Source organism: Flagellimonas okinawensis (assembly GCF_029194005.1).
Lineage (GTDB): Bacteria > Bacteroidota > Bacteroidia > Flavobacteriales > Flavobacteriaceae > Flagellimonas > Flagellimonas okinawensis.
The window spans coordinates 232,633-256,342 of the sequence record NZ_JARFVA010000004.1; the positions used below are offsets into that span (position 1 = coordinate 232,633).

Sequence of the window (23,710 nt, forward strand, 5' to 3'; positions counted from 1 at the left end):
GGATTGTTAAAATCAAAATTTATCGGGATGCTCAATGATCTTGCGCGCCCTTTGTTGTAACTCATCCAACTCTTCCTTGCTTTTCTTTTCCAATAGACTCAACATCATCGACATGCGTTGGTTGTTCTTAAAATGCGATTTCTTTTCCTCTAAAAAATTCCAATACAGTGCATTGAACGGGCAAGAGTTTTCTCCCGACTTAACAGTATGACTATAGGAGCATTCCTTACAATAATCACCCATTTTATTGATGTAATTGGCGCTGCTCACATATGGTTTCGTCGCCACCAATCCACCATCTGCAAACTGGCTCATCCCTCTTGTATTGGTAATCTCGACCCATTCAATGGCGTCGATGTAAACCCCTAGGTACCAAGCATCCACTTCGTCCGGGTTTACCTGGGTCAGCAAGGCATAGTTTCCAATGACCATCAATCGCTGAATGTGATGGGCATAAGCGTCGTCCAAACTCTGAGTGATGGCTTTGTTCAGACAGTTCATTTTCGTTTTTCCGGTCCAGAAGAAATCCGGTAGGGGATTATGGTTCTCCAGTTCGTTCAGCTTAGCGTAGCCGGGCATTTCCTTCCAATACACGCCCCGCATGTATTCGCGCCAGCCCAATATCTGACGAATAAACCCCTCCACTTGTGAAATATCGATATCATTTTTGTGTTCATAATAATGGTCGACTACGGTGTCGATGACTTTCTTGGGCGAAAGCATTTTACTGTTCATGGCGAAGGACAAACGGGAATGGAACAGATATTTTTCCTGGGTATGCAAAGCATCTTGATAGTCCCCGAAATGGAGTAACAGTTTAGAACAGAAAAAGTCCAATAGCTCCTTGCATTCTTGGTAGGAGGTGGGCCACGGAAAGTTTTGGGCATCAATGTTCCCAAAAGTGTTTACTTCCGCTTTTTTGATTTCTTCCAGTAGTTCGGTAACATCGGTGTTAAAAGAAAGTTCCTTGGGTATGCTGGGAGAGCCGTCCCACTTTTTTCGGTTACTCTGGTCAAAATTCCATTTCCCACCTTCGGGTTGATCGTTTACCATTAATATGTTGTGTTTCTTTCGCATCATCCGATAAAAACTTTCCATCAATAGTTGTTTCTTGCCCTTAAAATGATTTTTCAGCTCATCCCTGCTGGTATAAAAGTGTTCCGTGTCAAAAGCTTCTGAGGGAATGGATAGGGAATCGCAAATTTCATGGAGCTGTTGGTCCAATCGGTATTCGTCTGGCAATTGATATTCAAATTTTTCGATGTTGTGCTCCGATATGGTTTTCTTGATAAGGTCGGGAAGGTTCTGGGGATTGTTTTGGTCACCGATTTTAAAGTATATCACATTATGCCCTTTCTCTTTCAGTGTGTTTGCGAAATTCCGCATGGAACAAAAAAAGCCGACCACTTTTTGGATGTGGTGCTTTACGTAATCGGTTTCCTGTCGCATTTCGGCCATGAGGTATACATGGTCATCATCCACTTGGTTTAACCAGCTATGGGATTGGTTGAGCTGATCACCTAATATAAGTCTGAGAGTTTTCATGAATTAGAATAAGGTGGGTTGGAGCCAAAGGTTTTGGAATTTTTTATTGGGGTCGTACATTTCCGCCTGTCTTTTGGTGTTGAAAGTACGGTCCCTCGGGTCGTTGCCCACGCCACTGTTGTACATCCAATTGCCCCAGTTACTGTGCACATCGTAGTCAATGAGCATGGCTTCAAAATAAGAGGCACCGATGCGCCAATCCTGTTTCAGGTGTTTGGACCAATAACTGGCCACGTTCTGTCTGCCGCGATTGCTCATCCAGCCTGTTTTTTTAAGCTCTATCATATTGGCATTGACAAAATCATCAGCTGTTTTACCATTGATCCAATCTTCTTTGGCAGCTTCGTTCGTGTGCCAATCATACTCCTTTTGTAGAATACCATCAATTTTAAAGATATGGTTGCCATGCTTCAGGGAAACATATTTAAAGTAATCCCGCCAAATCAATTCAAATATCAACCAATTGGTATCTTGATTTTTCTTGACTTCGTCTTCAAAGCGCTTTACCTCCCAATAGATTGTTCGGGCAGAAATACTACCATTGGCCAACCAAGGTGAGAATTTAGAGCTGTAATCGATGCCTACAAGTCCATTCCTGGTTTTTTTATAATAGGCCAGTTTTTTGGTGTCCCAAAAATAATGGTCCATACGTTCCAAAGCGCTGTTCTCGCCACCCGAATAAGGGAAGGCGGACCTATGGTCGGTTTCAAAGCTGGAGAACCCTAGATTTTCCAAGGTGGGTAGATGCGGTGCGGATTCGATTCGATTGTCGAAAGGGAACACCCTTGGCTTATCAAGACAGGGTCTTACCTGAACATACTTTTCGCACTTTTTGCGGAAAACGGTGAAAACTTGGGGGATTTGGTCGAAGGACTCAAAAGGAATGTCCTTGGGATGAAAAAGGAACTGGTCGAATGTTGTGTGAAGAATCACGGAGTTGGAAGCCCTCTTTTTAACCTCATCGATCACCTTGCTTTCTTCTGAAGTCCATTCATTCTGAAGATAAACTCGGTTGATATTATACTCCTCTACCAGCTCGGGGATTCTATCTTCGGGTTTTTCGTGATAGACCAGTAAGGTAATATTGAGTTTTTCCAGATTATTCTTGAGCTGTTGCACTGTCTCTAACAAGAATTTAGCCCTGAAGCGTTCCGTTTTTTTAAAACCGAAAGAATTGATCAAGAAATGTCTTGGGTCGAAAAAGTATACGGCAATCAATCTATCGGATCGAGAGGCCTGCTTCAATGTTTCGTTGTCGTGAACCCTTAGGTTATTTCCGAACCAAATAAGATTAGTTTCCATTGGTATGTTTATTTTTCCTGCATCGTTCGCTACAATAAATGACCTGCTCCCATTCCCTGGCCCATTTTTTTCGCCAGGCAAAAGGTCTTTTGCATACAGGGCATGTTTTTGTGGGTAGATGAGGTTTCTTGTGCGCCAAATTGATTTATTGTTTAATAAAAATAGTAAAAAATTAAACAAAATATTGATTGATGGTGGTGAAAGCCAATCATCGGAACACTTTAACGAGTAAAATGCGTATTTTTACCCTCTAATCAGAATTTGGCCCACAGGGCATTTATGGCACAGACTCCAAAAAATATAGCCATCATCGGTTCCGGATTGGTGGGTTCCCTATTAGCAATATACCTTCGAAGAATTGGGCATACCGTTACCGTTTTTGATAGAAGACCGGATATCAGGACCATCAAGTTTTCAGGTAGGTCCATTAACTTGGCCATGAGCAATAGGGGCTGGCGTTCTCTAAATGAGGTAGGTATAGGGGATAGAATCAAGGATATTGCGATACCATTGGATAAGCGTGCGATGCATGTGAACGACAAACCCATGTATTTTCAGAAATATGGAAAGGACGGAGAGGCCATATGGTCCATTTCGCGAGGGGTGCTCAATAAACGTATGATCGATTTGGCAGAGGAAGAAGGTGCTGAGTTTCGATTCAATGAAAAGGTCTGGGACGTTAATTTACCAGAAGCCAAGATTTATACTGGAGAGACGGAAAAGAGCGAATGGAGGGAATATCAGTACGACCTGATTTTTGGTTGTGACGGTGCTTTTTCTCGTGTTCGTCATAAAATGCAGCGTAGAAGTAGGTTCAATTATTCCCAAAACTTTATTGATGTAGGTTATAAAGAACTAACCATTCCGGCCAATGAGGATGGGACCCATAAATTGGACAAAAATTCGTTCCATATTTGGCCGCGAGGTGAGTTTATGCTCATTGCTATGCCCAATATTGATGGGAGCTTTACCTGCACCCTGTTCTTACCGTTCGAAGGAGAGGTGTCTTTTGAAAGCTTGACCACAGAAGATGACGCGAGGGAGTTTTTCAAAAAGTACTTCCCCAATGTCCGTAAGGTAATCGAAGATTTGACCAAGGACTTTTTTGATAATCCGACCAGCGCGATGGTCACCATGAAATGCTATCCTTGGACTTACTGGAACAAGGTTGCGCTTGTTGGTGATTCGGCGCATGCCATTGTCCCTTTTTACGGGCAGGGCATGAATGCAGGCTTTGAAGATATTTATGTGCTCAATCAACTTATGGAAAAGCATGGGGATGATTGGGATACGATTTTTTCCGAATATCAGGAAGAAAGGAAACCCAATGCGGATGCGATTGCAGAACTCAGCTATAGAAACTTTATGGAAATGAGCAGTAAAACTGCAGACCCCAAGTTTTTGTTGCAGAAAAAAATAGAAAAGCATTTTGCTGCCCTTCATCCCGAAAAGTGGGTTCCCGTTTACAGCCGTGTAACTTTTTCGGATAGGCCTTATTCAGAAGCACTGGCGATAGGCGATAGGCAGGAAGAAATTATGCAGCAGGTGATGCAATTGCCAAATATCGAAGAAAAATGGGACTCTAGGGAGGTGGAGGAAATGATTCTTGGATTGTTGGATAATTAGATGCAATTGCCATTTTGACCTAATAATAGATATCTAGGGTAAGATTTTTTAAGAAATGCAAGTTGTTTACGGAGCATAATCGAAGTAATCATATTGACGTTGATTTGGATTTCTCAATTGCTATACTCAGTTCACAACAAAGAATAAAAAAAGCCACCTTTTTGGGTGGCCTTTTTTATTTATTGTTTCAATGGAAATTAGATTTTGGCAAAAAGTTTTTCCATTCTTTCCTGCTCTTCCTCGGCCAAAAGAGGGTCTACCAAAATTCTTCCACTGTGCTCATCGGTAATGATTTTTTTGCGAGATGCAATCTCTACCTGAACCTGTGGTGGAATGGTGAAGAACGAACCACCTGATGCTCCACGCTCTACGGGAACAACGGCCAAACCGTTCTTTACATTATGACGGATTCTTTTATAGGCCTTGATCAAACGCTCTTCGATTTTGTCTTCGTACTCCTCTGACTTTTTCAAAAGTGCTTTTTCTTCTTTCTCGGTCTCGGCAAGAATGGCATCCAATTCACCTTTCTTGTGCTTCAGGTGCCCTTCACGCTCGGACAATTTCTCCTTGGTTGCGGAAATCACTTCTTTTTTCTGCTCGATCTGTGCCTTGAACTCCTTGATGTTCTTTTCGGCCAATTGAATCTCCAACTCCTGGAACTCCACTTCCTTGGTCAAGGAATTGAACTCGCGGCTGTTCCTTACATTTTTCTGTTGCTCGCTATATTTTTTGATAAGCGCTTTGGACTCGTCGATAAGATTTTTCTTGGCAGTGATCTCAAAGTTCACCGTCTCAACATCCGTTTTCAATTTGTCCAACCTTGTTTTAAGACCAAGAACTTCATCTTCCAAGTCCTGTACTTCCAAAGGCAATTCGCCTCTAACATTGCGGATTTCATCCACTCTGGAGTCAATGAGCTGTAAATCGTACAATGCTCTCAACTTTTCCTCCACAGTGCTTTCTTTCTTGTTCGCCATATATTTTATAAATACTTGATGGGATTCGTTATACTCTCCGATAAAGAGACTGCAAAATTAGGAATTTTTTTCGTAAGATAATCAACCAATAAATCTTTTGTAAACTGCTCAGTTTCAAAGTGCCCGATATCGGCAACAACCAGTTGCTTTTCTGCTTGGTAAAAATCGTGATATTTAAGGTCTGCCGTGATGTAGATATCGGCTCCCGATCTTTTGGCAGCACCTATGGCAAAAGCTCCGCTTCCTCCCAGTACGGCGACTTTACTGACTTTGTTTCCAAGTAGTTCCGAATGCCTCACAACCGAAGCATTCATTCTTTGTTTGACCGATTTGAGGAATTCTTTTTCTTCAATGGGCGTGGATAGGGTGCCTATCATTCCCATTCCCATGTCTTGGTTGGTGTTTTCCAAGGTGATGACCTCATAGGCGATTTCTTCATAAGGGTGCGACTCGAACAACGCTCGTAGAATGCTTTTCTCCTTTTCAAAGGAAAATATGACATTGATCTGGGTCTCTTTTTCAAAATGAACCTCGCCTACGGTTCCCACTGTAGGATTGGCACCGTTCTCCGCTTTAAAACTTCCCGTCCCTTCCAAACTATAGCTACAGTGGCTGTATTTGCCGATATCCCCGGCCCCTGCTTCGAAGAGTGCCAGTTTAATTTTTTCGGCATCTGCTCTGGGAACATAGGTGGTCAACTTTTTGATGCTCTTTGCCCTTGGGATCAAGATTTCTGGATCTTGGATCCCCAGGACCTCGCAAATTTTGGCATTCACACCCATTTTACTGTTGTCCAATGCGGTATGCATACTGTAAATGGCAATGTTATTGGCTATGGCCTTCAGCACAACGCGCTCGACATAGTTGCTACCGGTCAACCTTTTTAATCCTTTGAAAATGATGGGATGAAAGCTTACGATAAGGTTGCACTTTTTTTCGATGGCCTCGTCCACTACATTTTCCAAGGTATCGAGGGTTACCAGGATGCCATCCACTTTCATTTTTGGGTCGCCCACCAATAGGCCCACATTGTCAAAATCCTCGGCATGGGCCAATGGAGCAAGTTCTTCCAGTGTTTTTGCTATCTCGTTAACGGTCATTTTAAAAATCTTAAGTGGGCTAAAGATAAAATATTATATTTTCGTTCAATGCTTCAACTCATACGGAAAATAGCGTTCCCTTTTTCTTTGGTCTATGCACTGGTCGTCCATATAAGGAACTATTTGTTCGATGTCGGTGTTTTTTCGTCCAATTCTTATGGCACACCCACTATATGTGTTGGGAACCTGAGCGTTGGCGGTACGGGGAAAACACCCATGACGGAGTACCTTCTTGGGTTGCTGAAACAACGGAATACGGCCGTTTTAAGTAGGGGGTACAAGAGAGCATCAAAAGGGTTTTATATGGCCGATGGTAATAGTACGGTACTTCAACTCGGTGATGAGCCCTTTCAAATCCATAAAAAGTTTCCTGAGGTTACCGTGGCAGTCGATGCGGACAGGCGAAATGGGATAGAAAGGTTGGAGGAACAGGTGGGGCCTGACGTCATAGTTTTGGATGACGCCTTTCAACATAGAAAGGTTACGCCTACATTTTCTATCCTGTTGACCACCTATCAAAATTTATATGTAGATGATTGGTATCTGCCAACGGGAAGTCTACGTGACGCAAAAAAGGAGGCAAAACGCGCGAATCTTATCATTGTGACCAAATGTCCAAAAGGTTTGGGGAAGGAGCAAAGAAATACCGTGGTCGCAAAACTCAGGCCCAAGAACCATCAGCAAGTGCTGTTCGCTACATTGAAATATTCGGATTTTGTCTCTGATGGAGCCGACACAAAAATAGGGTTATCCCAATTACGTGGTAAAAATTTGGCACTTGTGACTGGAATTGCATCTCCGGGTCCCTTGGTCCAGTATTTGAAAACAGAGGGGATTGGGTTCAAACATTATGAATTTGGGGATCACCATCATTTTTCCCAGCAGGACATAGAACGGTTTAAAGGCCATGATATGATCCTGACCACGGAAAAAGATTTTGTTCGCTTGGAGGGAAGGGTGGAACATTTATACTTTTTGGGAATTTCCCATAGCTTCTCCAAAGAAGACCATGCTGTTTTACAAAGTGAAGTGCAAGGGGTGCTCTAGACCGAGCCTTCCATTTTGCGCCTAAAGATATTTTCTCCTATTTTTTGGTAGAACACCTCTGGTTTAAAGGGTTTGGTCACCACATCGTTACAGCCAGCTTCGTAGAAACTATCCAAGCTGTCGTCCAAAGAAATGGCCGTTAATGCGATAATGGGAATATTGGGGTCGAATTTACGTATCTGCCTTGTGGCTTCCTCACCACTTATCCCTGGCATATGAATATCCATAAGGATGGCATCATAACGGTTGTTCTTTGCCAAGTCGATGGCTTCGTTACCATTATTGGCAATATCACAGGTGATCTCTTTTTTGGTAAGCATTTTTTTGGTGATCACCTGATTGATCTTGTTGTCCTCAACAACAAGTACGTGCAACCCCTTGAACTGGAATTCTTCCGGATTGAGCTCGAACGAAATATCTTCACCCTCCTTGGCCTCATAATCAATGTCCATTTCAAAATAAAAGGAGCTTCCCTGTCCCAATTCACTCTCTAGATGGATCGTGCTTCCGAACAACCCTAATAGACTTTTAACTATGGTAAGGCCCAAGCCCGTGCCACCATATTCCCTGTTGATCTGTATAGAGCCCTGTTCAAAGCTTTCGAAAATATTTTTTTGTTGGTCCTCTGAAATTCCGATTCCGTTGTCCCTTACCTCAAAGTATAATTTTGCGGAGTCTTCCTCTTTTTTCAACATTTTGGCAATGACCTCCACTTTACCATTTTTGGTGAACTTCAGGGCATTTCCGACAAGGTTCATAAATATCTGGGACAGCTTTATGGGGTCACCCAAGAGTTTTTTGGGAATGGTGGGGTCGTAATCCAATATTAGCTCCGTCTTCTTTTCGTGGGCATTTTGCTGTAGGGATTCCACGACATCGTCCAACACCTTGTGCAATTTGAACTCTATGTTCAACGGTTCCAGTTTGTCCGCGTCGATTTTATTTATCTGCAGAATATCATTGATGAAATTAAGAAGGTATTCCCCAGAAAATTTTAAGGATTTCAAGTGTTCTTTTTGGTGATCGGCCGGGTTTTCCTCCAATAATAGATGGGTAAGGCCCGTCACGGCGTAAAGCGGTGTCCGTAGCTCGTGGGTAACGGTAGAGAGGAAGTTGGTTTTTGCTTCCATGGCCGATACCGCAGCGTCCCTGGCCAACTCCAATTCTTTATTTTTGGTATAAAGTAGGTCGTTGGTCTTAAGTTTGATCTGGTTGTTCCTGAAAAGGGAAACGGCCAAAAGCGAAATAATGGTCAAAAAGGCAGATGTTAGGATGGCAGTGATTTCCGAACGGTTTTTGGACTCGCTCAACTCCTCGTTTTTTGCCTGGAGTTTGTTCATCTCGTTCATTAAGTGATCGTACCTGATCTTTTCTGCCGTATCACTTTCCAATCTTGCTTTCTGTAGATTGAATATGGAATCTTTTATTTGGGCCAGTCCCCTTGCATAAAACAAGGATTGCTCAAAATTTTCATTGGCCTCGTATATCTTGGCCAATGCCTCAAAGGCCTCTCTGATCTCTTTGGCAAAACCATGTTTTTGCGCCAGTTCTAAAGCAGCTTTGGAATGGATTACCCCTTCTTCCAGGTCATCTAGCTTAACACTGATGTCGGCCAATTGAAGGTTTGCCCGAGTGGCCAAGAAGGCACGCTCCTTGTCATCCGAGTTAACGATAAGGGCATGCAGGTTTTTAATGGCGTCATCATACTTTTCAATATTGGTGTAGATGCTAGCCTCCAATAAAAGGATGTTATTGGTTAGATTCCTGTTATTGCTGAGTTTTCGTGATTCTTCCAACTGTTTTAGGGCTTGGAAGTTGTTCCCTTCATCATATCTTATCGCTGCTTCCAAATAAAGGTGGAAAGCCTGTCCATAGGAATAGGAGGTGTCCTTTAGAAGAAGACTGGCAATGTTCCAATAATCCATTGCTGTATCACGATCTCCCTCTTCCAAGAACAATCGGGAATATTGGTGATAGGTGTCCAATAAAAGTTTGGTATCCTCATTGCTTTCGGCAATGTTGGCAGCTTTGTTCAAGGTCTCCATGGCCTGGTCCACGTTGTTCTGGTGGCGGTACTCCATAAATTGGTCGAAAATTTTCTTGACGTCGGTAGTGGAGTTACCATCATTTTGGCCAAAGGACAGCTGTGTGCATAATATAATGCACATCAGAAGTGGCAACTTTTTGCCTATCCCTTTGTCAAACAGGTTGAAGATCAAACGTAATTTTTCTTTATGAGCAAAGCTATTAAATCAATAATTCTGGAACAATATCCAGTTTCATTATCGTACCACCCAATGATTTTAACCATTTTACCGATCACTGAGGTCATCAATGAATCAAACGTACAAGAGAAAGAACTATTGTTTATGTCGATAGAAACTATTGGGTCCTCGGTATAGTTCAATATACCCTTTAGATCATTTTCCGATTGCCTCTTAAAGGTAGCATTTATTTCTGCAATGGAAGTTTCCTTTTTTACATTAAAGGTAATATCGGTGAGGGACCCGTTGGGTACGGGTACTCGAATGCCACATCCTCCGATTACGTCTGAGAGTTCTGGGAAAATACTGGTCAAGGCCTTGGCTGCTCCAGTGGTCGTGGGAATTATGGACTGTCCGGCGGCCCTGGATCTCCTTAAATCGCGGTGCGGGCTATCGTGGAGGCTCTGATCGGAGGTATATGAGTGAACCGTGGTGATGTAGGCCTGTTCTATGCCACATAGGTCCTTGATGACCTTGATCATTGGGGCGGCATTATTGGTGGTACAGGAGGCGTTGGAAATGATATGGTCATCAGCTTGTAGGACATTATGGTTAACGCCCATGACCACCATTTTTATGGAATCGTCCATGGGAGGTACCGAAAGGATTACTTTTTTTGCCCCATTCTCCAGGTGCAGTTCCAGTTCTTCCTTCGTCTTGAATTTCCCTGTGGATTCCACAACAATATCCACACCATTGGATTTCCAATCTATTTCGCTAGGGTGCCGGTGATTTAGAACAGGTATTTTGTTGCCATTGACAAGAATATGATTGTTCTGATGGGATATATTGGTATCTAGGACCCCATGGATGCTATCATACTTCAACAAATGTGAAAGGGTTTCGGCATTGGCCAAATCGTTGATGGCAACTACATCTATATTCGGATGGTCGAGCAAGAGCCTGAACAGTGTCCTGCCTATCCGGCCAAAGCCATTGATTCCAATTGTAATCTTCTTCATGCTTGTGAAGGGGGTAGGCCGCCTTAGTGTATATGCTTGTGCGCTTTGTAGGAGGACCTCACCAATGCACCGCTCTCGACGTGCCTAAAGCCCATTTCCAAACCTATTTCCTCATATTTTTTAAACTGTTCCGGTAAGATAAATTGTTTTACGGGAAGATGTTTTTTCGAAGGCTGAAGATACTGGCCTATGGTGATTACATCTACCTCGGCCCTTCTTAGGTCCTCCATGGTGGCGATTACCTCGTCCTCTTCCTCTCCAAGCCCCAGCATAATGCCGGATTTGGTCCTATTGGCGCCATTTTTCTTCAGATAGTCCAGAACTTCGAGACTTCTCTCGTACTTTGCCTGGATACGTACTTCCCTGGTCAACCTTTTCACCGTCTCCATATTATGGGATATTACTTCGGGGGCAACTTTGATGATCCTGTCCAAATGGGTGGATATGCCCTGGAAGTCGGGAATTAGGGTCTCCATGGTTGTTTCGGGGTTCATGCGTCTTACGGCCTTCACCGTTTCCGCCCAGATTATGGATCCCATATCCTTTAAGTCATCACGGTCTACCGATGTAAGTACCGCATGTTTTATGTTCATGATTTTTATGGAGCGGGCCACTTTTTCTGGTTCGGCCCAATCCACGGATTCGGGACGTCCGGTTTTTACCCCGCAGAATCCACAGGAACGGGTACAAATATTACCCAAGATCATAAATGTAGCTGTACCTTCTCCCCAACATTCTCCCATATTGGGACAGCTCCCAGAAGTGCAAATGGTATTAAGGTCATATTTATCCACCAAGCCTCTGAGCTGGGTATATTTTTTACCCGTTGGGAGTTTTACCCTTAACCATTTCGGCTTTCCTTTTGGAGGATGAACATTTTCTGCTACGCTTGTGCTCATAGAATGAATTTGAGGTACAAAGATACGAAACTGCGAAAGAAAGATGGAACCTTATCTGGTATCGCTTTTTTTGATGATTTCCGCCAAAAGCTTTTTGGCCCGAAGTAGTTTGACCTTAACATTGTTCACCGGTTCGTTGAGCTCTTTTGCGATGTCCGCATAGCTCAATTCTTGAAAGTAGCGGAGGTTGATTACCTTTTGGTAATGAGGCTTCAATTTTTTGATGTCACGGAGCAGGTGGGCAAGATTTTGTTCCGTGATCAAACGGTCCTCCACGGTCGGTGTTTCGTCCAACACTCGCTTTACTTCATCTCCCCGCGACTCCATTTCGTTCAATAGACTTCTTTTGCGCTTGCGGAGCAGGTCCACATGTAGATTTTTGGAAATGGTGATCAACCACGTCTTGAACTCGTAATTTTCGTCATAAGTATCTATTTTATCGAAAGCTCTGGAGAATGTCCTGATCGTAATATCCTCGGCATCGTTCTCATTTTTGGTACGAAGAACCTGAAAACCATATACATCGTTCCAAAAAGTATCCAAAAGTGTACTAAAGGCAATTTGGTTTCCTTCCTTTGCCCTTCGTATAATTTCCTTGATGGAAGTGTCGGTTTTATCCAAAAAATGAGTCTTTCCTAAAAGTATTTTCTGTTATTGGGTGTTTGTGACCGTATCCTTTTTGCAGTCCTGTTCCTCGGGAAGTTTCCCGCAAAAACCACAAGCTTCACCTTCCTTGTTCAAAAAAGGGCTTTGGCTTGCACATGTTCCTGCAAACTCACCGTTCTTTTTTGCCCAGATTTTTATGGCTATTCCCGCGAATGCCAGGGCCAATAATCCAATGGTCACTAATGCTAACTTCATATTCCAACTTTTGTACAAAGGTACAAAATACCTTGGTAAAGGAGGGGTTGTTTAAGGTTTCTTTAAAGTCGGGCCTAATACTTGATGTTGGCCACAATATTGTCAACGGAAGGGGTGTTGTTTCCACCTTTAGGCTCAATGGTAATGTAACCTACGGCATTATCGGCATAGGGCAGTGCAAGAAGCTTGTCTTTCTCGTCAAAGTTCTTGATGACGCCCAAATTGACCAATTCACCATTGACCTCTGCCCACATCTGGAAACATTTGTCCTCTGGAAGCTCGGGAACATTGCTTACATTGATGTACGAGAGCTTTTTGACCGGATTGATATAGGCAATGGCCTTAAGTTCCCTGCCTTCGCGCTCTCCTTTGACCTGATACTTTTTAGTGGCGGGATTGTTCAGTACAATGAACTGGTTCCTCATGTCGGCCAATTGGTCCTTCATGTTGTTTTCCAGATACTTGATCTGGTTGGTGACCATGGTGTTTTCCTCTTGAAGGGATTTGTTCTGGTTCCAGAAGAACAGGGAGGAACCTGCAAAGATCATAATGGCAACGCTGGCAGCGACAGCGTAGCGCATGAATCGCTTACTGACCATTGTCTCCTTTTTGGCGCTAGCCATTATAATTTCCCTTAGGCCTTCAGGGGTCTTTCTTGCGTACATATTGGCAAAGGTCTCCAGGTTTTTTTGGAGGATATCGTAGGTCTCCCTGACCTCAGGGTACATTGCGATATACCTTTCCGCCTTTTGGGTCTCTTCTTTGGTGGTGTCTCCCAAAAGGTACTTTTCCAAAATGTCGGAATCTAAAAATATTTTAACTTTCTCTTTCATGACAATAAGTTTAATAAAAGGAGCAGTGACATGGTTGTACCGTAAATCTTTCCAAGTTCCCTAAGCCCTATCTTTAATCTGGACTTAATGGTCCCCAAAGGAATGTCCAATTCATCACTTGCCTCCTGCTGCGTCATTCCCTCAAAGAACAGGGCCTCTAGAACAATTCTGTATTTGTCTTCTATTTTGTCCAAGTTTTCTTGGATGTCCAGATGTTCCGGGTTTATGCCCTTGACTCCTACATTATATACGTCTGAAACGTCGATTTGGATCTCTTTGTCCGATTTATTGTTGACACTTCGTAATTTATCGATGGCCGTGTTCCTGGTAATTCGGAACAGCCAGGTAAAAAGCTTGGCTTTCGATGGGTCGTAAGTATCTGCTTTTTTCCAGATTTTAATAAAACTTTCTTGCAGTACATCCTGTGCCAAATCCTCGTCCTTGACCACTTTGAAAGCAACACCAAAGAGCGTATCCCCGTAATTTTCATATAGTAAGGAGATGGCCTTGTCGTCTTTTTCCGCAAGGAGTGATACAATATGTCGCTCGATCAAAGTGCTCATTTAAGGTGCTTTTGGTAATTTTTTTTCAGGGACAAAATCTAAAATAGGATTTATCTCGTATATAAAACAAAGCTAAGACAGAAAAAGCATTTTGCTACTGTCCATCGATAAAGAAATAAAGGGTGTCAAGCCCTGACAACATAGATAAATTTGGTTAGTTTGGTTTGGTATAACCCTCGTTATTGTCTTCAATGCGGGGGTTATTTTATTATATTGACCTCCGGTTGAATCTTGATTTTGAAGTTTTTGAGCACTTCTTCCTGTATTTTTTTGGCCAGATAAAGAATTTCCTTGCCAGTGGCGTTACCGTGATTCACCAAAACAAGGGCCTGTTTGTCATGTACACCTGCATCCCCAAAACGTTTGCCTTTTAGCCCACATTGTTCTATGAGCCATCCTGCCGGTATTTTAAACTGGTTCTCTTCCATTTCATAATAAGGGGCGCTTGGGTTCTTTTTTATAAACTTTTCGAAGGTTTTTTTGGGGATTACGGGATTCTTAAAAAAGCTGCCACTGTTCCCTATCTCCTTTGGATCGGGAAGTTTGCTCCTGCGTATGGCGATGACGGCATCGGAGACATCCTTGATCGTGGGGTGCACGATTCCCTTATTTTTCAGTTCCATTTCGATGGAACCGTAACCTGTGTGCAGGACATGGTCCTTTTTGGTGAGTTTTAAGACCACGGATGTGATAATATACTTGTCCTTGGCCTCATTCTTAAAGATGGAATCGCGATAACCAAATTTACAGTCCTCACGGTTGAAACCTTCCAATTCCCCTGTTTGTACATCCATGGCGGCACAGCTCACAAATATATCTTTGAGCTCCACTCCATAGGCGCCAATGTTCTGGATAGGGGCCGTCCCAACATTCCCCGGTATCAAGGAGAGGTTTTCCAGTCCCCCGAAACCATGCTTAAGGCTCCAAAGGACAAGTTCGTGCCAATTTTCCCCGGCCATTGCCTTGACCTCTACAAAATTCTCGTTTTCCTCAACGATCGAGATGCCTTTTAGCTTTATGTGGATCACTAGGGCGTCTATATCCTTGGTCAGCAACATATTGCTGCCACCACTGATGATAAATTTTTTGGGATATGCCTTGAGTTCCAAAACCTTTTGTAGCTGGACCAGACCGGTGATTTCCACAAAAAACCTTGCTTTGACATCAATACCAAAGGTATTGTAACTTTTTAAGGATATGTTTTCCTGGATGTTCACTTGTTCTTATACTCGGTTAAGGCCTTGCCCAAAATCTGCACGGCCTTCACAAGTTGCTCTTTTTCGAGCACATAGGCAATTCTTATCTGATTTTTTCCCAATCCAGGACTGGCGTAAAAACCTGCTGCAGGGGCGACCATCACCGTATTGCCGTTGAGTTCAAAACTTTCCAGTAACCATTGGGCAAAGTGGTCTGCATCTTCAATAGGGAGTTCCGCAACGCAATAAAATGCACCCTGTGGGACGGCAACCTTTACACCTGGCAACTTGTTGAGTTCCGTTATCAGCAGGTCCCTTCTCGAAACATATTCCTTGATTACATCATCAAAATAGGACTGTGGCGTGTCCAGGGCGGCCTCACTTGCTATCTGTGCAAATGTGGGAGGGGATAGGCGTGCTTGGGCAAACTTCATGGCAGTACCGATGACCTCTTTGTTTTTTGAGATAAGGCATCCGATACGCGCTCCGCACATGCTATACCTTTTGGATACCGAATCCACTACGATGGCATGTTCCTCCAGACCTTTTTCCTGTAAGATGGAATAATGTTTCCGACCATCATAGGTGAACTCCCTGTAGACTTCGTCCGCTACTAGGAAAAGGTTGTGTTTTTTGACCAAATCTGCCAATTGCCGAATTTCTTCCTTACTATAAAGGTATCCCGTAGGGTTACCGGGATTACAGATAAGTATGGCCTTTGTTTTAGGGGTAATGAGTTCCTCGAACTTGGATATTGGGGGCAACGCAAAATTGTTTTCTATGGAGGAGGCGATCGGTTTTACCTTTACACCGGCAGCGGTTGCAAAACCATTGTAATTGGCATAGAAAGGTTCGGGGATAATGATTTCATCATCGTTGTCCATAATAGTGCCCATCGCAAAGGAAAGGGCTTCCGATCCTCCGGTGGTCACAATGATTTCGTCTGCCGCTACATCAATATCCCGCTTCGCATAATAAGCTGCTATTTTGGTGCGGTATTCCTCCGACCCCTGCGTCATGCTGTACTCCAGCACTTCGATATTATGGTTGCGTACAGCGTCCAACGCCACCTTTGGCGTCTTGATGTCGGGTTGCCCAATGTTTAAGTGGATGACATGTACACCTCGCTTTTTGGCGGCTTCCGCAAAAGGAACCAATTTACGTATCGGGGAAGCTGGCATCTGAGTCCCCTTGTTGGAAATACTTGGCATGAGCTAAAGTTTTGGCAAAAATGAGAAAACCAACTATCGAAAACAACAACTTTCGGGAATAATTACTGGCTTATCAAAATGTTAAACTTCAAGCATGTATGACGCTTAATTTGTATATTTAATAAGTATGACCAGTTGAGATTAAGTATGTTGAGGAAAATTATTGTCTTTTTTGCGTTTCTGTTAATTATGTCCGATTTCGCTTTTGGGCAAGGATATCGATTGCCTGAAGGGGAAAAATTCCAAAAAATAAAATTCGAGCTGATCAACAACCTTATCATAATTCCGGTGGAGATCAATGGTACGGAACTGACCTTTATTTTGGACTCTGGGGTGAGCAAACCCATTCTTTTTAACTTATCGGAGTCCGATTCCATTCCTATCAACAATGTGTCCGAGGTCACTATTCGCGGACTTGGTGGCGGTGAGCCTATGAAGGCGCTTAGTTCCAAAGGGAATGCCTTTAAATTGGGTATGGCCAAGAATTATTCCCAGGATCTTTATGTAGTTCTGGACAGGGGCATTAACTTCTCGACATCTTTGGGGATTCCTGTCCATGGAATCATGGGTTACGATCTGTTCAGGGATTTTATTGTCGAAGTGAATTATGCGGCAAAACGCATAAAATTGCACAATCCTAAACATTACAGATACAGGGACCGGAAAAAGGAACAGACCCTTCCATTGATCGTCGAAAAGCGAAAGGCCTATGTGGAGGGAACCGTCCTCATGAGGGATACTGCGAATATCCCGGTCAAATTATTGGTGGACACGGGAAGTAGCGATGCACTTTGGCTGTTCCCGGAACCTAAAAAGGGCCTGGAAGTTCCGGAAAAGAACTACGAGGATCATTTGGGAAGGGGACTGAGCGGTGACATATTCGGCAAACGCAGTAAAATAAATGGGGTCCGTATCGGTGATTTTAAACTGGACGAAGCCAAAGTGGCCTTTCCCTACCGCGAATTTTTCCAGGGCATGGACAGTCTTGGAGATCGAAACGGAAGCTTGGGCGGGGAAGTGCTCAAAAGGTTCAATATGGTATTCGATTATGGTCGAGGACTGGTCACTTTGAAGAAGAATGGAAACTTCAATGATCCGTTTCAGTACAATTTGGCGGGAATAGATCTACAACATAACGGACTTCGTTACATTGCCGAGAGTATAGCCGATGTGAACGGTATTGTAAAAGGTGATAACGGGGACAGCTTTGGCAATGTTCAAATATTATTGGAAAATAAAACAAGGCTAAGCCTTGTGCCCGAAATTGTCGTATCCGGGATTAGAGCTGGAAGCCCTGCGGAAGAAGCTGGGCTTAAGGAAGGAGATGTGATCCTTGCTGTAAATGGTAAACGAATTCATAAATACAAACTTCAGGAAATACTTAAAATGCTCAACGAAAGAGAGGGCAAGCGCATCAAGGTTTTGATAGAGAGGTACAACCGTGACCTATTGTTCACCTTCGTGCTGAAAAAAGTATTTGACGATGATTAAAAAAAAAGACCCCGATACCAAATGGTCCCGGGGTCCAATAATATAATTTTCCTTTTGCTTATTTTGCTCCTGGACTCTTAACGGTACCTTTTATTTTTAAAACCTTTGTAGGTGTGTCCGCGTTGGAGGTCACAGTGATGGCCTTTCTAATAGGGCCAACCCTGTTCGTATCGTATTTTACCTCGATTTTACCAGTTTTACCGGGCATAATGGGTTCTTCAGGTTTTTTAGGGATGGTACAGCCACAGCTAGATCTTACATTGCTGATTACCAAAGGTGCATCACCTGTATTGGTGAATTCAAATACACGCACACCATCGCTACCTCTTTCAATTTCCCCATAATCAATGGTCTCGCTCTTAAATTCGATTTTAGCAGTTTCTTGAGCATACATCCCTAAGGATAAAAGCCCTACAAACAGCATGAGTACAGTTTTTTTCATCATTTTTGGTTTTTGGGTGAACTTCAAATGTAGATGTTTTGATACCTGCATCCAAAATTCTTTTGTTATAGAATAACGTTACTTATTTTTGTTTCGTATTTCTGGATTGGCCCTTATCGGAAGAATGGCGTAAAATTAACATTTAGCTTTCCCTTCAAAAAAACCAATCACAGTTCTATTAAACAAAAACTGTACCGAAAAATGGAAATTCCATCAAAATATGACCCAAAAAGGGTAGAAGAGCACTGGTATGCCTACTGGTCGGAGCATGATTATTTTAGTTCCACACCGGATGACAGGGAGCCGTATACCATCGTAATCCCTCCACCCAACGTAACCGGGGTGCTCCACATGGGGCACATGCTAAACAATACCATACAGGATGTGCTAATCCGTAGGGCTCGATTGTTGGGGAAAAATGCTTGCTGGGTGCCAGGAATGGACCATGCGTCCATTGCTACCGAGGCCAAGGTGGTTGCCAAGCTTAAAAGCGAGGGCATCGATAAATCCAAGTTGTCGAGGGATGAATTCTTAAAGCATGCTTGGGATTGGACCAATGAATATGGAGGTGTTATTCTGCAGCAGCTTAAAAAGCTTGGTTGCTCCTGTGATTGGGACAGGACCAAGTTTACGATGGACGAGGATATGTCGGCCTCGGTAATCAAGGTGTTTGTTGATTTATATAACAAAGGGTTGATATACAGAGGGTATCGAATGGTCAATTGGGACCCCGAAGCCAAAACAACACTTTCGGATGAAGAGGTAATCTATGAGGAAAGACAAGGTAACCTGTATTATTTGTCTTATGCCATCGAGGGTTCCGATGAAAAAGTGACCATTGCCACTACACGCCCCGAGACCATTTTGGGAGATACTGCCATTTGTATCAATCCAAATGATGAAAGATACCATCATTTGAGGGGCAAAAAGGCCATTGTGCCTATATGCGATAGGGTGATACCGATCATTGAGGACGAATACGTGGACGTTGAATTTGGGACCGGGTGCCTTAAAGTTACACCGGCCCATGATGAGAATGATAAAAATCTTGGTGAAAAGCACGACCTTGAGGTCATCGATATTTTCAATGATGATGCGACCATGAATTCCTTTGGGCTTCACTATGAAGGGAAGGACCGTTTTGTGGTGCGCAAAGAAATTGCAAAAGAGCTCGAAGAAAAGGGATTCTTGGTAAAAACGGAGCAGCATCTCAACAAGGTCGGTACTTCGGAACGGACCAAGGCCGTTATAGAACCAAGGTTGTCAGATCAGTGGTTCCTGAAAATGGAGGATTTGGCCAAACCGGCCCTTGAAGGTGTCCTTGAAACGAACGACATCAAGTTCTATCCCAAAAAGTTTGAAAATATATACCGCCATTGGATGGAGGGAATCAGGGATTGGAACATCTCACGCCAGTTGTGGTGGGGACAACAGATTCCTGCCTATTATTATGGCGATGGTCAAGAAGACTACGTGGTGGCCGAAACCCCGGAGGAAGCTCTGGAATTGGCAAAGGCCAAAAACCCAAATATACAGGCATCGGACCTTCGCCAGGATGCAGATGTTCTGGATACATGGTTTTCCTCATGGTTGTGGCCCATAAGTGTGTTCGGTGGGATTTTGGACCCGGATAATGAAGAGGTCAACTATTACTATCCAACCAGTGATTTGGTCACGGCACCCGACATCATATTTTTCTGGGTGGCGCGCATGATCATGTCAGGCTACGAATATCGAGGTAAGCGACCTTTTGAAAATGTATATTTTACTGGACTGGTTCGCGACAAACAGCGACGAAAAATGTCCAAGCAACTCGGGAACTCCCCGGATGCCTTAAAATTGATCAGGGATTTTGGTGCCGATGGCGTACGTGTTGGACTATTGTTAAGTTCATCCGCTGGGAACGATATTATGTTCGATGAGGCCCTTTGTCAGCAAGGTGCCAACTTTGCCAATAAGATATGGAACGCCTTCCGATTGGTAAAAGGCTGGGAAGTGGCCGATATTCCGCAACCCGAAGCCGCACAAAAAGGAATCGAGTGGTACAGGGCCAAGTTCGATCAGACCTTGGTGGAAATCGAGGACCATTTCTCCAAATACCGTATTTCCGATGCCTTGATGGCCATCTATAAATTGGTTTGGGACGATTTCTGCTCTTGGTTGTTGGAGATCGTGAAACCGGAGTATCAAAAGCCCATAGACCAAAAGACATATGATGAGGTATTGGGCCTATTTGAGGAAAATTTGAAATTATTGCACCCGTTTATGCCGTTCTTAACCGAAGAAGTTTGGCAGCACATCGCCGAACGGACCCCGGAGGAAGCCTTGATAGTTTCCCAATGGCCCAAGGCCAAGGATGTTGACTCGGCCTTGATTTCGGATTTTGCATTTGCCGCAGATGTGATTTCAGGGATAAGAACCATTAGAAAGGAGAAGAACATTCCGCAAAAGGATGCATTGGAACTATTTATTCTAAATGCCGAAAACGTAGGTTCCCAAATGGATCCCATAATCCAAAAATTGGGGAACCTTTCCAAAATGGATATGGTAGAAGCAAGCTTGGATGGAGCCCTTACCTTTAGGGTAAAGAGCAATGAATATTTTATTCCAATTAGCGGGGCCATCGATGTCGAAGCAGAGATTGCCAAGATTACCGAGGAACTTGACTATACCAAAGGATTTTTAAGGTCCGTTGAAAAGAAATTGAGCAACGACCGCTTTGTGAACAATGCGCCGGAACAAGTGGTGGCCATGGAGCGAAAAAAGGCAGCTGATGCAGAGGCCAAGATTGAAACCTTGGAAAAGAGTTTGGCTAGTTTGAAATAGTCAAAAACATATATTACGGATTGAAATTGAAAGGGGAAGCGTGCTTCCCTTTTCTTTTTATTTTTCATACTTTGGAACGTAGAATAACCAATTACTTCAAGACAAATGAAAAACCTCGATAGAAGAAGTTTTATCCAAAAAACTTCCTTGACCGCAGCTGCAGTCTCGATAGTCCCAAGCTATTTAAGAGCCAATTCCGAAAGGCCATTTTCTTCAACCTATATGGGGGGATTTACCGCTCCTAAGCTGGAAAAAGTAAGGGCCGCATTTATCGGGGTAGGGGCCCGGGGCGGAACACATGCCAAGTTTTTTGCCGCATTGGAAGGAACAGAAGTCGTTGCCATTTGCGATCTATACGAGGATTTGGTCAAAGAAAAGACGCAATGGGTAAAAGATGCCGCTGGAGAAAATAGGCATAAAAACATTGCCCAATATTGGGGAGATGAAGATACATGGCGGACCATGCTCGAAGAAGTAAGGCCCGATGTGGTATTTATTGCCACCAACTGGGCCAATCATGCCCCAATGGCCATTGGGGCGATGGAACATGGTGCGCATGCTTTCGTTGAGGTGCCCATAGCCACCACCATCCAGGATATGTGGGATATTGTGGATGCCAGTGAGCGAACACAAAGGCATTGCATGATGTTGGAAAATGTCAACTACAGCCGCGACGAATTGATGTTCCTTAATATGTGCAGACAAGGTCTGATCGGGGAAATTTTACATGGTGAGGCAGCCTATATTCATGAACTGCGCTGGCAAATGGAAGAGCAGGAGCGGGGTACCGGTTCGTGGCGCACCCATCATTATGCCAACCGTAACGGAAACTTATATCCGACCCATGGTCTGGGACCGGTTGCACAGTATATGAACTTGGCAAGACAAGATGATACCTTTGGTAGTTTGGTGTCCTTTTCCACACCGGCAAGGGGCAGGGCCCTCTATGCGGAGAAAAACTATCCGGCAGACCATAAATGGAACGAGCTGGAATTTAAAGGAGGAGATTTGAATACCTCCATCATTAAAACCCACTTTGGAAAAACCATTATGGTACAATGGGACGAAACCAGTCCAAGGCCTTATTCTAGACTGAATTTGGTACAGGGGACCAAAGGAATTTTGGCAGGGTTCCCTACGCGTGTTGCCTTGGAAGGCGGGGTAGAAGGGTTGACCGAGGACCATCATTCATGGGTCCAAGGAGAACAGCTGGAAAAATTGTACGAGAAATATGACCATCCTCTTTATAAGCGATTGAACGAGGCTGCCAAAGGCAGTGGGCATGGAGGTATGGATGGAATCATGGTATATCGCATTGTGGAATGTCTGCAACAAGGGTTGCCTATGGATCAAAATGTATATGAAGGCTGCCTATGGAGCTCAGTATCTCCCTTGAGTGAACGTTCTGTGGCCAGTGGAGGTGCCCCACAGCCTTTCCCTGATTTTACCCGAGGCAATTGGCAGGAAACCGAACCCTTGCGGATCATAAGTTAAGCAGACTCGAAATATGATAGAAATTAAAGTGCCCGCCCGAATCTGTTTCTACGGGGACCATCAGGATTATTTGGGATTACCTGTTATTGCAGGGACTATTGACCGCTTTATTCACTTAAGGGCCACCCCGAATTCGCAGGATAGATTCATTTTACAGTTATTGGACCTTGATGAGGAAACTTCCATTGCGCTTGCTGATGTTTTGACCTCGATTGAACCTGATGATTATTTTAGATCTGTGATGGCCGTGCTGAAAAAGGAAGGTTTTACATTTTCCCAAGGATATACTATTGATATTTCCGGAAACATTCCCGTGAATGCTGGACTCTCCAGTTCTTCTGCACTAGTGGTTGCCTGGATTCGGTTTTTAGTGGAAACGCAGGGTAGATCCAATGAGTTTAATGACGAACAAATCGGAAGATGGGCCTATGAGGCCGAAGTATTGTTCTTTAATCAACCCGGTGGTTTAATGGATCAGTATACGATTGCACAGAGGGGGCTACTTTACATAGATACCCAAAGTGGCGAGAGTACTAGGCTCCATGCCCATATGGGGAGATTGTTGGTAGCGGAGTCGGGAGTGCCAAAAAAGACCTTGGAAGTGCTGAAAAATGCCAGGGTTTATGCGCAAAAAGGTGTTGATGCGGTCAAAGCTGTGCATCCGGAGTTTGAATTGGAAGCTGCCACTTTGGAAGATTATGAAAAATATCTAGAATTCGTCCCCAAGGAACTTCAAGGCTATTGGTATGCGACCATTTATAATTACCATATCACGCTGGAGGCAAAAAAGGAACTGTTGAATCCGAATCCCAATAGTAAAATCTTAGGGGATTTAATGAACCGGCATCAGCTTATTCTTCAAAATGAAATCAAGAACACTCCTTTGGAAATGATAGGGATGATGAATGCTGCACTAGAAGCAGGCGCCATGGGCACAAAGATCATTGGTTCCGGTGGTGGAGGGTGCATGGTGGCCATGGTCACAGAAGATAGCGAGGAAAACGTGAGACAGGCATTTTTGAACAAAGGTGCCAAAGCGGTCTATGCCGTAGAATTAACAAGTTGATTGCA

21 protein-coding genes are annotated in these 23,710 nt (G+C 43.7%); 6 read left to right on the forward strand and 15 right to left on the reverse strand.

All coding sequences use genetic code 11. The annotated features are described in order from the left end of the window. Nucleotides 1-12: 12 nt before the first annotated feature. The 3 genes from PY091_RS13105 to PY091_RS13115 are packed head-to-tail and all read right to left on the reverse strand — an operon-like array spanning nucleotide 13 to nucleotide 2,986. Nucleotides 13-1,545 (reverse strand): cryptochrome/photolyase family protein, encoded by a 1,533-nt coding sequence (locus tag PY091_RS13105; protein WP_275650113.1) that lies wholly within the window; start codon nucleotides 1,543-1,545, stop codon nucleotides 13-15. Nucleotides 1,546-1,548: 3 nt separating this feature from the next. Then, nucleotides 1,549-2,847 (reverse strand): DASH family cryptochrome, encoded by a 1,299-nt coding sequence (locus PY091_RS13110; RefSeq protein ID WP_275650114.1) that lies wholly within the window; start codon nucleotides 2,845-2,847, stop codon nucleotides 1,549-1,551. After that, complete coding sequence (locus tag PY091_RS13115; protein ID WP_275650115.1) at nucleotides 2,837-2,986, reverse strand: DUF2256 domain-containing protein; 150 nt, start codon at nucleotides 2,984-2,986, stop codon at nucleotides 2,837-2,839. Before PY091_RS13115 ends, PY091_RS13110 begins: the two co-directional genes overlap by 11 nt. A 140-nt stretch (nucleotides 2,987-3,126) precedes the next feature. Between PY091_RS13115 and PY091_RS13120 the strand changes: the two genes are divergently transcribed. After that, entirely contained in the window at nucleotides 3,127-4,473 is a 1,347-nt protein-coding gene (locus PY091_RS13120) for an FAD-dependent oxidoreductase (protein WP_275650116.1), read from the forward strand. Nucleotides 4,474-4,670: 197 nt separating this feature from the next. On the opposite strand, the gene PY091_RS13125 is transcribed toward PY091_RS13120, so the two are convergent. Both PY091_RS13125 and PY091_RS13130 read right to left on the reverse strand, forming a co-directional pair. Then, nucleotides 4,671-5,450 (reverse strand): zinc ribbon domain-containing protein, encoded by a 780-nt coding sequence (locus PY091_RS13125; protein ID WP_275650117.1) that lies wholly within the window; start codon nucleotides 5,448-5,450, stop codon nucleotides 4,671-4,673. 5 nt (nucleotides 5,451-5,455) lie between these two features. Continuing rightward, nucleotides 5,456-6,550, reverse strand: coding sequence for a Nif3-like dinuclear metal center hexameric protein (locus PY091_RS13130; RefSeq protein ID WP_275650118.1), 1,095 nt, complete (start codon nucleotides 6,548-6,550; stop codon nucleotides 5,456-5,458). A 48-nt stretch (nucleotides 6,551-6,598) separates the two neighbouring features. Here PY091_RS13130 and lpxK point away from each other — a divergent pair, with 48 nt between their 5' ends. Then, nucleotides 6,599-7,597, forward strand: a complete 999-nt coding sequence (lpxK, locus tag PY091_RS13135) for a tetraacyldisaccharide 4'-kinase (protein WP_275650119.1) — start codon at nucleotides 6,599-6,601, stop codon at nucleotides 7,595-7,597. On the opposite strand, the gene PY091_RS13140 is transcribed toward lpxK, so the two are convergent. From PY091_RS13140 to PY091_RS13180, 9 genes are all read right to left on the reverse strand, one after another. Further along, complete coding sequence (locus PY091_RS13140) at nucleotides 7,594-9,765, reverse strand: tetratricopeptide repeat-containing hybrid sensor histidine kinase/response regulator (protein ID WP_275650120.1); 2,172 nt, start codon at nucleotides 9,763-9,765, stop codon at nucleotides 7,594-7,596. The genes lpxK and PY091_RS13140 overlap by 4 nt on opposite strands. Nucleotides 9,766-9,812: 47 nt before the next feature. Then, complete coding sequence (gene gap, locus PY091_RS13145; RefSeq protein ID WP_275650121.1) at nucleotides 9,813-10,823, reverse strand: type I glyceraldehyde-3-phosphate dehydrogenase; 1,011 nt, start codon at nucleotides 10,821-10,823, stop codon at nucleotides 9,813-9,815. Nucleotides 10,824-10,846: 23 nt separating this feature from the next. Further along, nucleotides 10,847-11,722 carry a lipoyl synthase gene (lipA, locus tag PY091_RS13150; protein ID WP_275650122.1) on the reverse strand — a complete coding sequence of 292 codons (876 nt, stop codon included), beginning with the start codon at nucleotides 11,720-11,722 and terminating at the stop codon, nucleotides 10,847-10,849. 51 nt (nucleotides 11,723-11,773) lie between these two features. After that, complete coding sequence (locus PY091_RS13155; RefSeq protein WP_275650123.1) at nucleotides 11,774-12,343, reverse strand: RNA polymerase sigma factor; 570 nt, start codon at nucleotides 12,341-12,343, stop codon at nucleotides 11,774-11,776. A 30-nt stretch (nucleotides 12,344-12,373) separates the two neighbouring features. Next, nucleotides 12,374-12,583, reverse strand: a complete 210-nt coding sequence (locus tag PY091_RS13160) for a membrane or secreted protein (protein ID WP_275650124.1) — start codon at nucleotides 12,581-12,583, stop codon at nucleotides 12,374-12,376. 74 nt (nucleotides 12,584-12,657) lie between these two features. Continuing rightward, nucleotides 12,658-13,416, reverse strand: coding sequence for an anti-sigma factor (locus PY091_RS13165; RefSeq protein WP_275650125.1), 759 nt, complete (start codon nucleotides 13,414-13,416; stop codon nucleotides 12,658-12,660). Then, entirely contained in the window at nucleotides 13,413-13,979 is a 567-nt protein-coding gene (locus PY091_RS13170; RefSeq protein ID WP_275650126.1) for an RNA polymerase sigma factor, read from the reverse strand. The genes PY091_RS13165 and PY091_RS13170 overlap by 4 nt, the downstream gene beginning before the upstream one ends. A gap of 200 nt (nucleotides 13,980-14,179) precedes the next feature. Then, nucleotides 14,180-15,196 (reverse strand): UDP-N-acetylmuramate dehydrogenase, encoded by a 1,017-nt coding sequence (murB, locus tag PY091_RS13175; protein WP_275650127.1) that lies wholly within the window; start codon nucleotides 15,194-15,196, stop codon nucleotides 14,180-14,182. Continuing rightward, nucleotides 15,193-16,386: a pyridoxal phosphate-dependent aminotransferase gene (locus PY091_RS13180; protein ID WP_275650128.1), complete on the reverse strand. Its 1,194-nt coding sequence runs from the start codon at nucleotides 16,384-16,386 to the stop codon at nucleotides 15,193-15,195. The genes murB and PY091_RS13180 overlap by 4 nt, the downstream gene beginning before the upstream one ends. Before the next feature lie 189 nt (nucleotides 16,387-16,575). On the opposite strand from PY091_RS13180, the gene PY091_RS13185 reads away from it, so the two are divergent. Continuing rightward, on the forward strand, nucleotides 16,576-17,877 hold the full coding sequence (locus PY091_RS13185; RefSeq protein WP_275650129.1) for an aspartyl protease family protein: 1,302 nt from the start codon (nucleotides 16,576-16,578) through the stop codon (nucleotides 17,875-17,877). A 58-nt stretch (nucleotides 17,878-17,935) separates the two neighbouring features. Here PY091_RS13185 and PY091_RS13190 read toward each other — a convergent pair whose 3' ends face one another. After that, nucleotides 17,936-18,322, reverse strand: coding sequence for a DUF1573 domain-containing protein (locus PY091_RS13190; RefSeq protein WP_417957236.1), 387 nt, complete (start codon nucleotides 18,320-18,322; stop codon nucleotides 17,936-17,938). Between the two features lie 198 nt (nucleotides 18,323-18,520). On the opposite strand from PY091_RS13190, the gene PY091_RS13195 reads away from it, so the two are divergent. From PY091_RS13195 to PY091_RS13205, 3 genes are all read left to right on the forward strand, one after another. Then, a complete protein-coding gene (locus tag PY091_RS13195; protein WP_275650130.1) occupies nucleotides 18,521-21,145 on the forward strand; it encodes a valine--tRNA ligase in 2,625 nt (874 codons plus the stop codon). 105 nt (nucleotides 21,146-21,250) lie between these two features. Next, the gene (locus tag PY091_RS13200) at nucleotides 21,251-22,639 is read left to right on the forward strand and encodes a Gfo/Idh/MocA family protein (RefSeq protein WP_275650131.1); all 1,389 of its coding nucleotides are present in this window, start codon (nucleotides 21,251-21,253) and stop codon (nucleotides 22,637-22,639) included. 13 nt (nucleotides 22,640-22,652) lie between these two features. Then, nucleotides 22,653-23,705, forward strand: coding sequence for a GHMP family kinase ATP-binding protein (locus PY091_RS13205; RefSeq protein WP_275650132.1), 1,053 nt, complete (start codon nucleotides 22,653-22,655; stop codon nucleotides 23,703-23,705). Nucleotides 23,706-23,710: the final 5 nt, after the last annotated feature.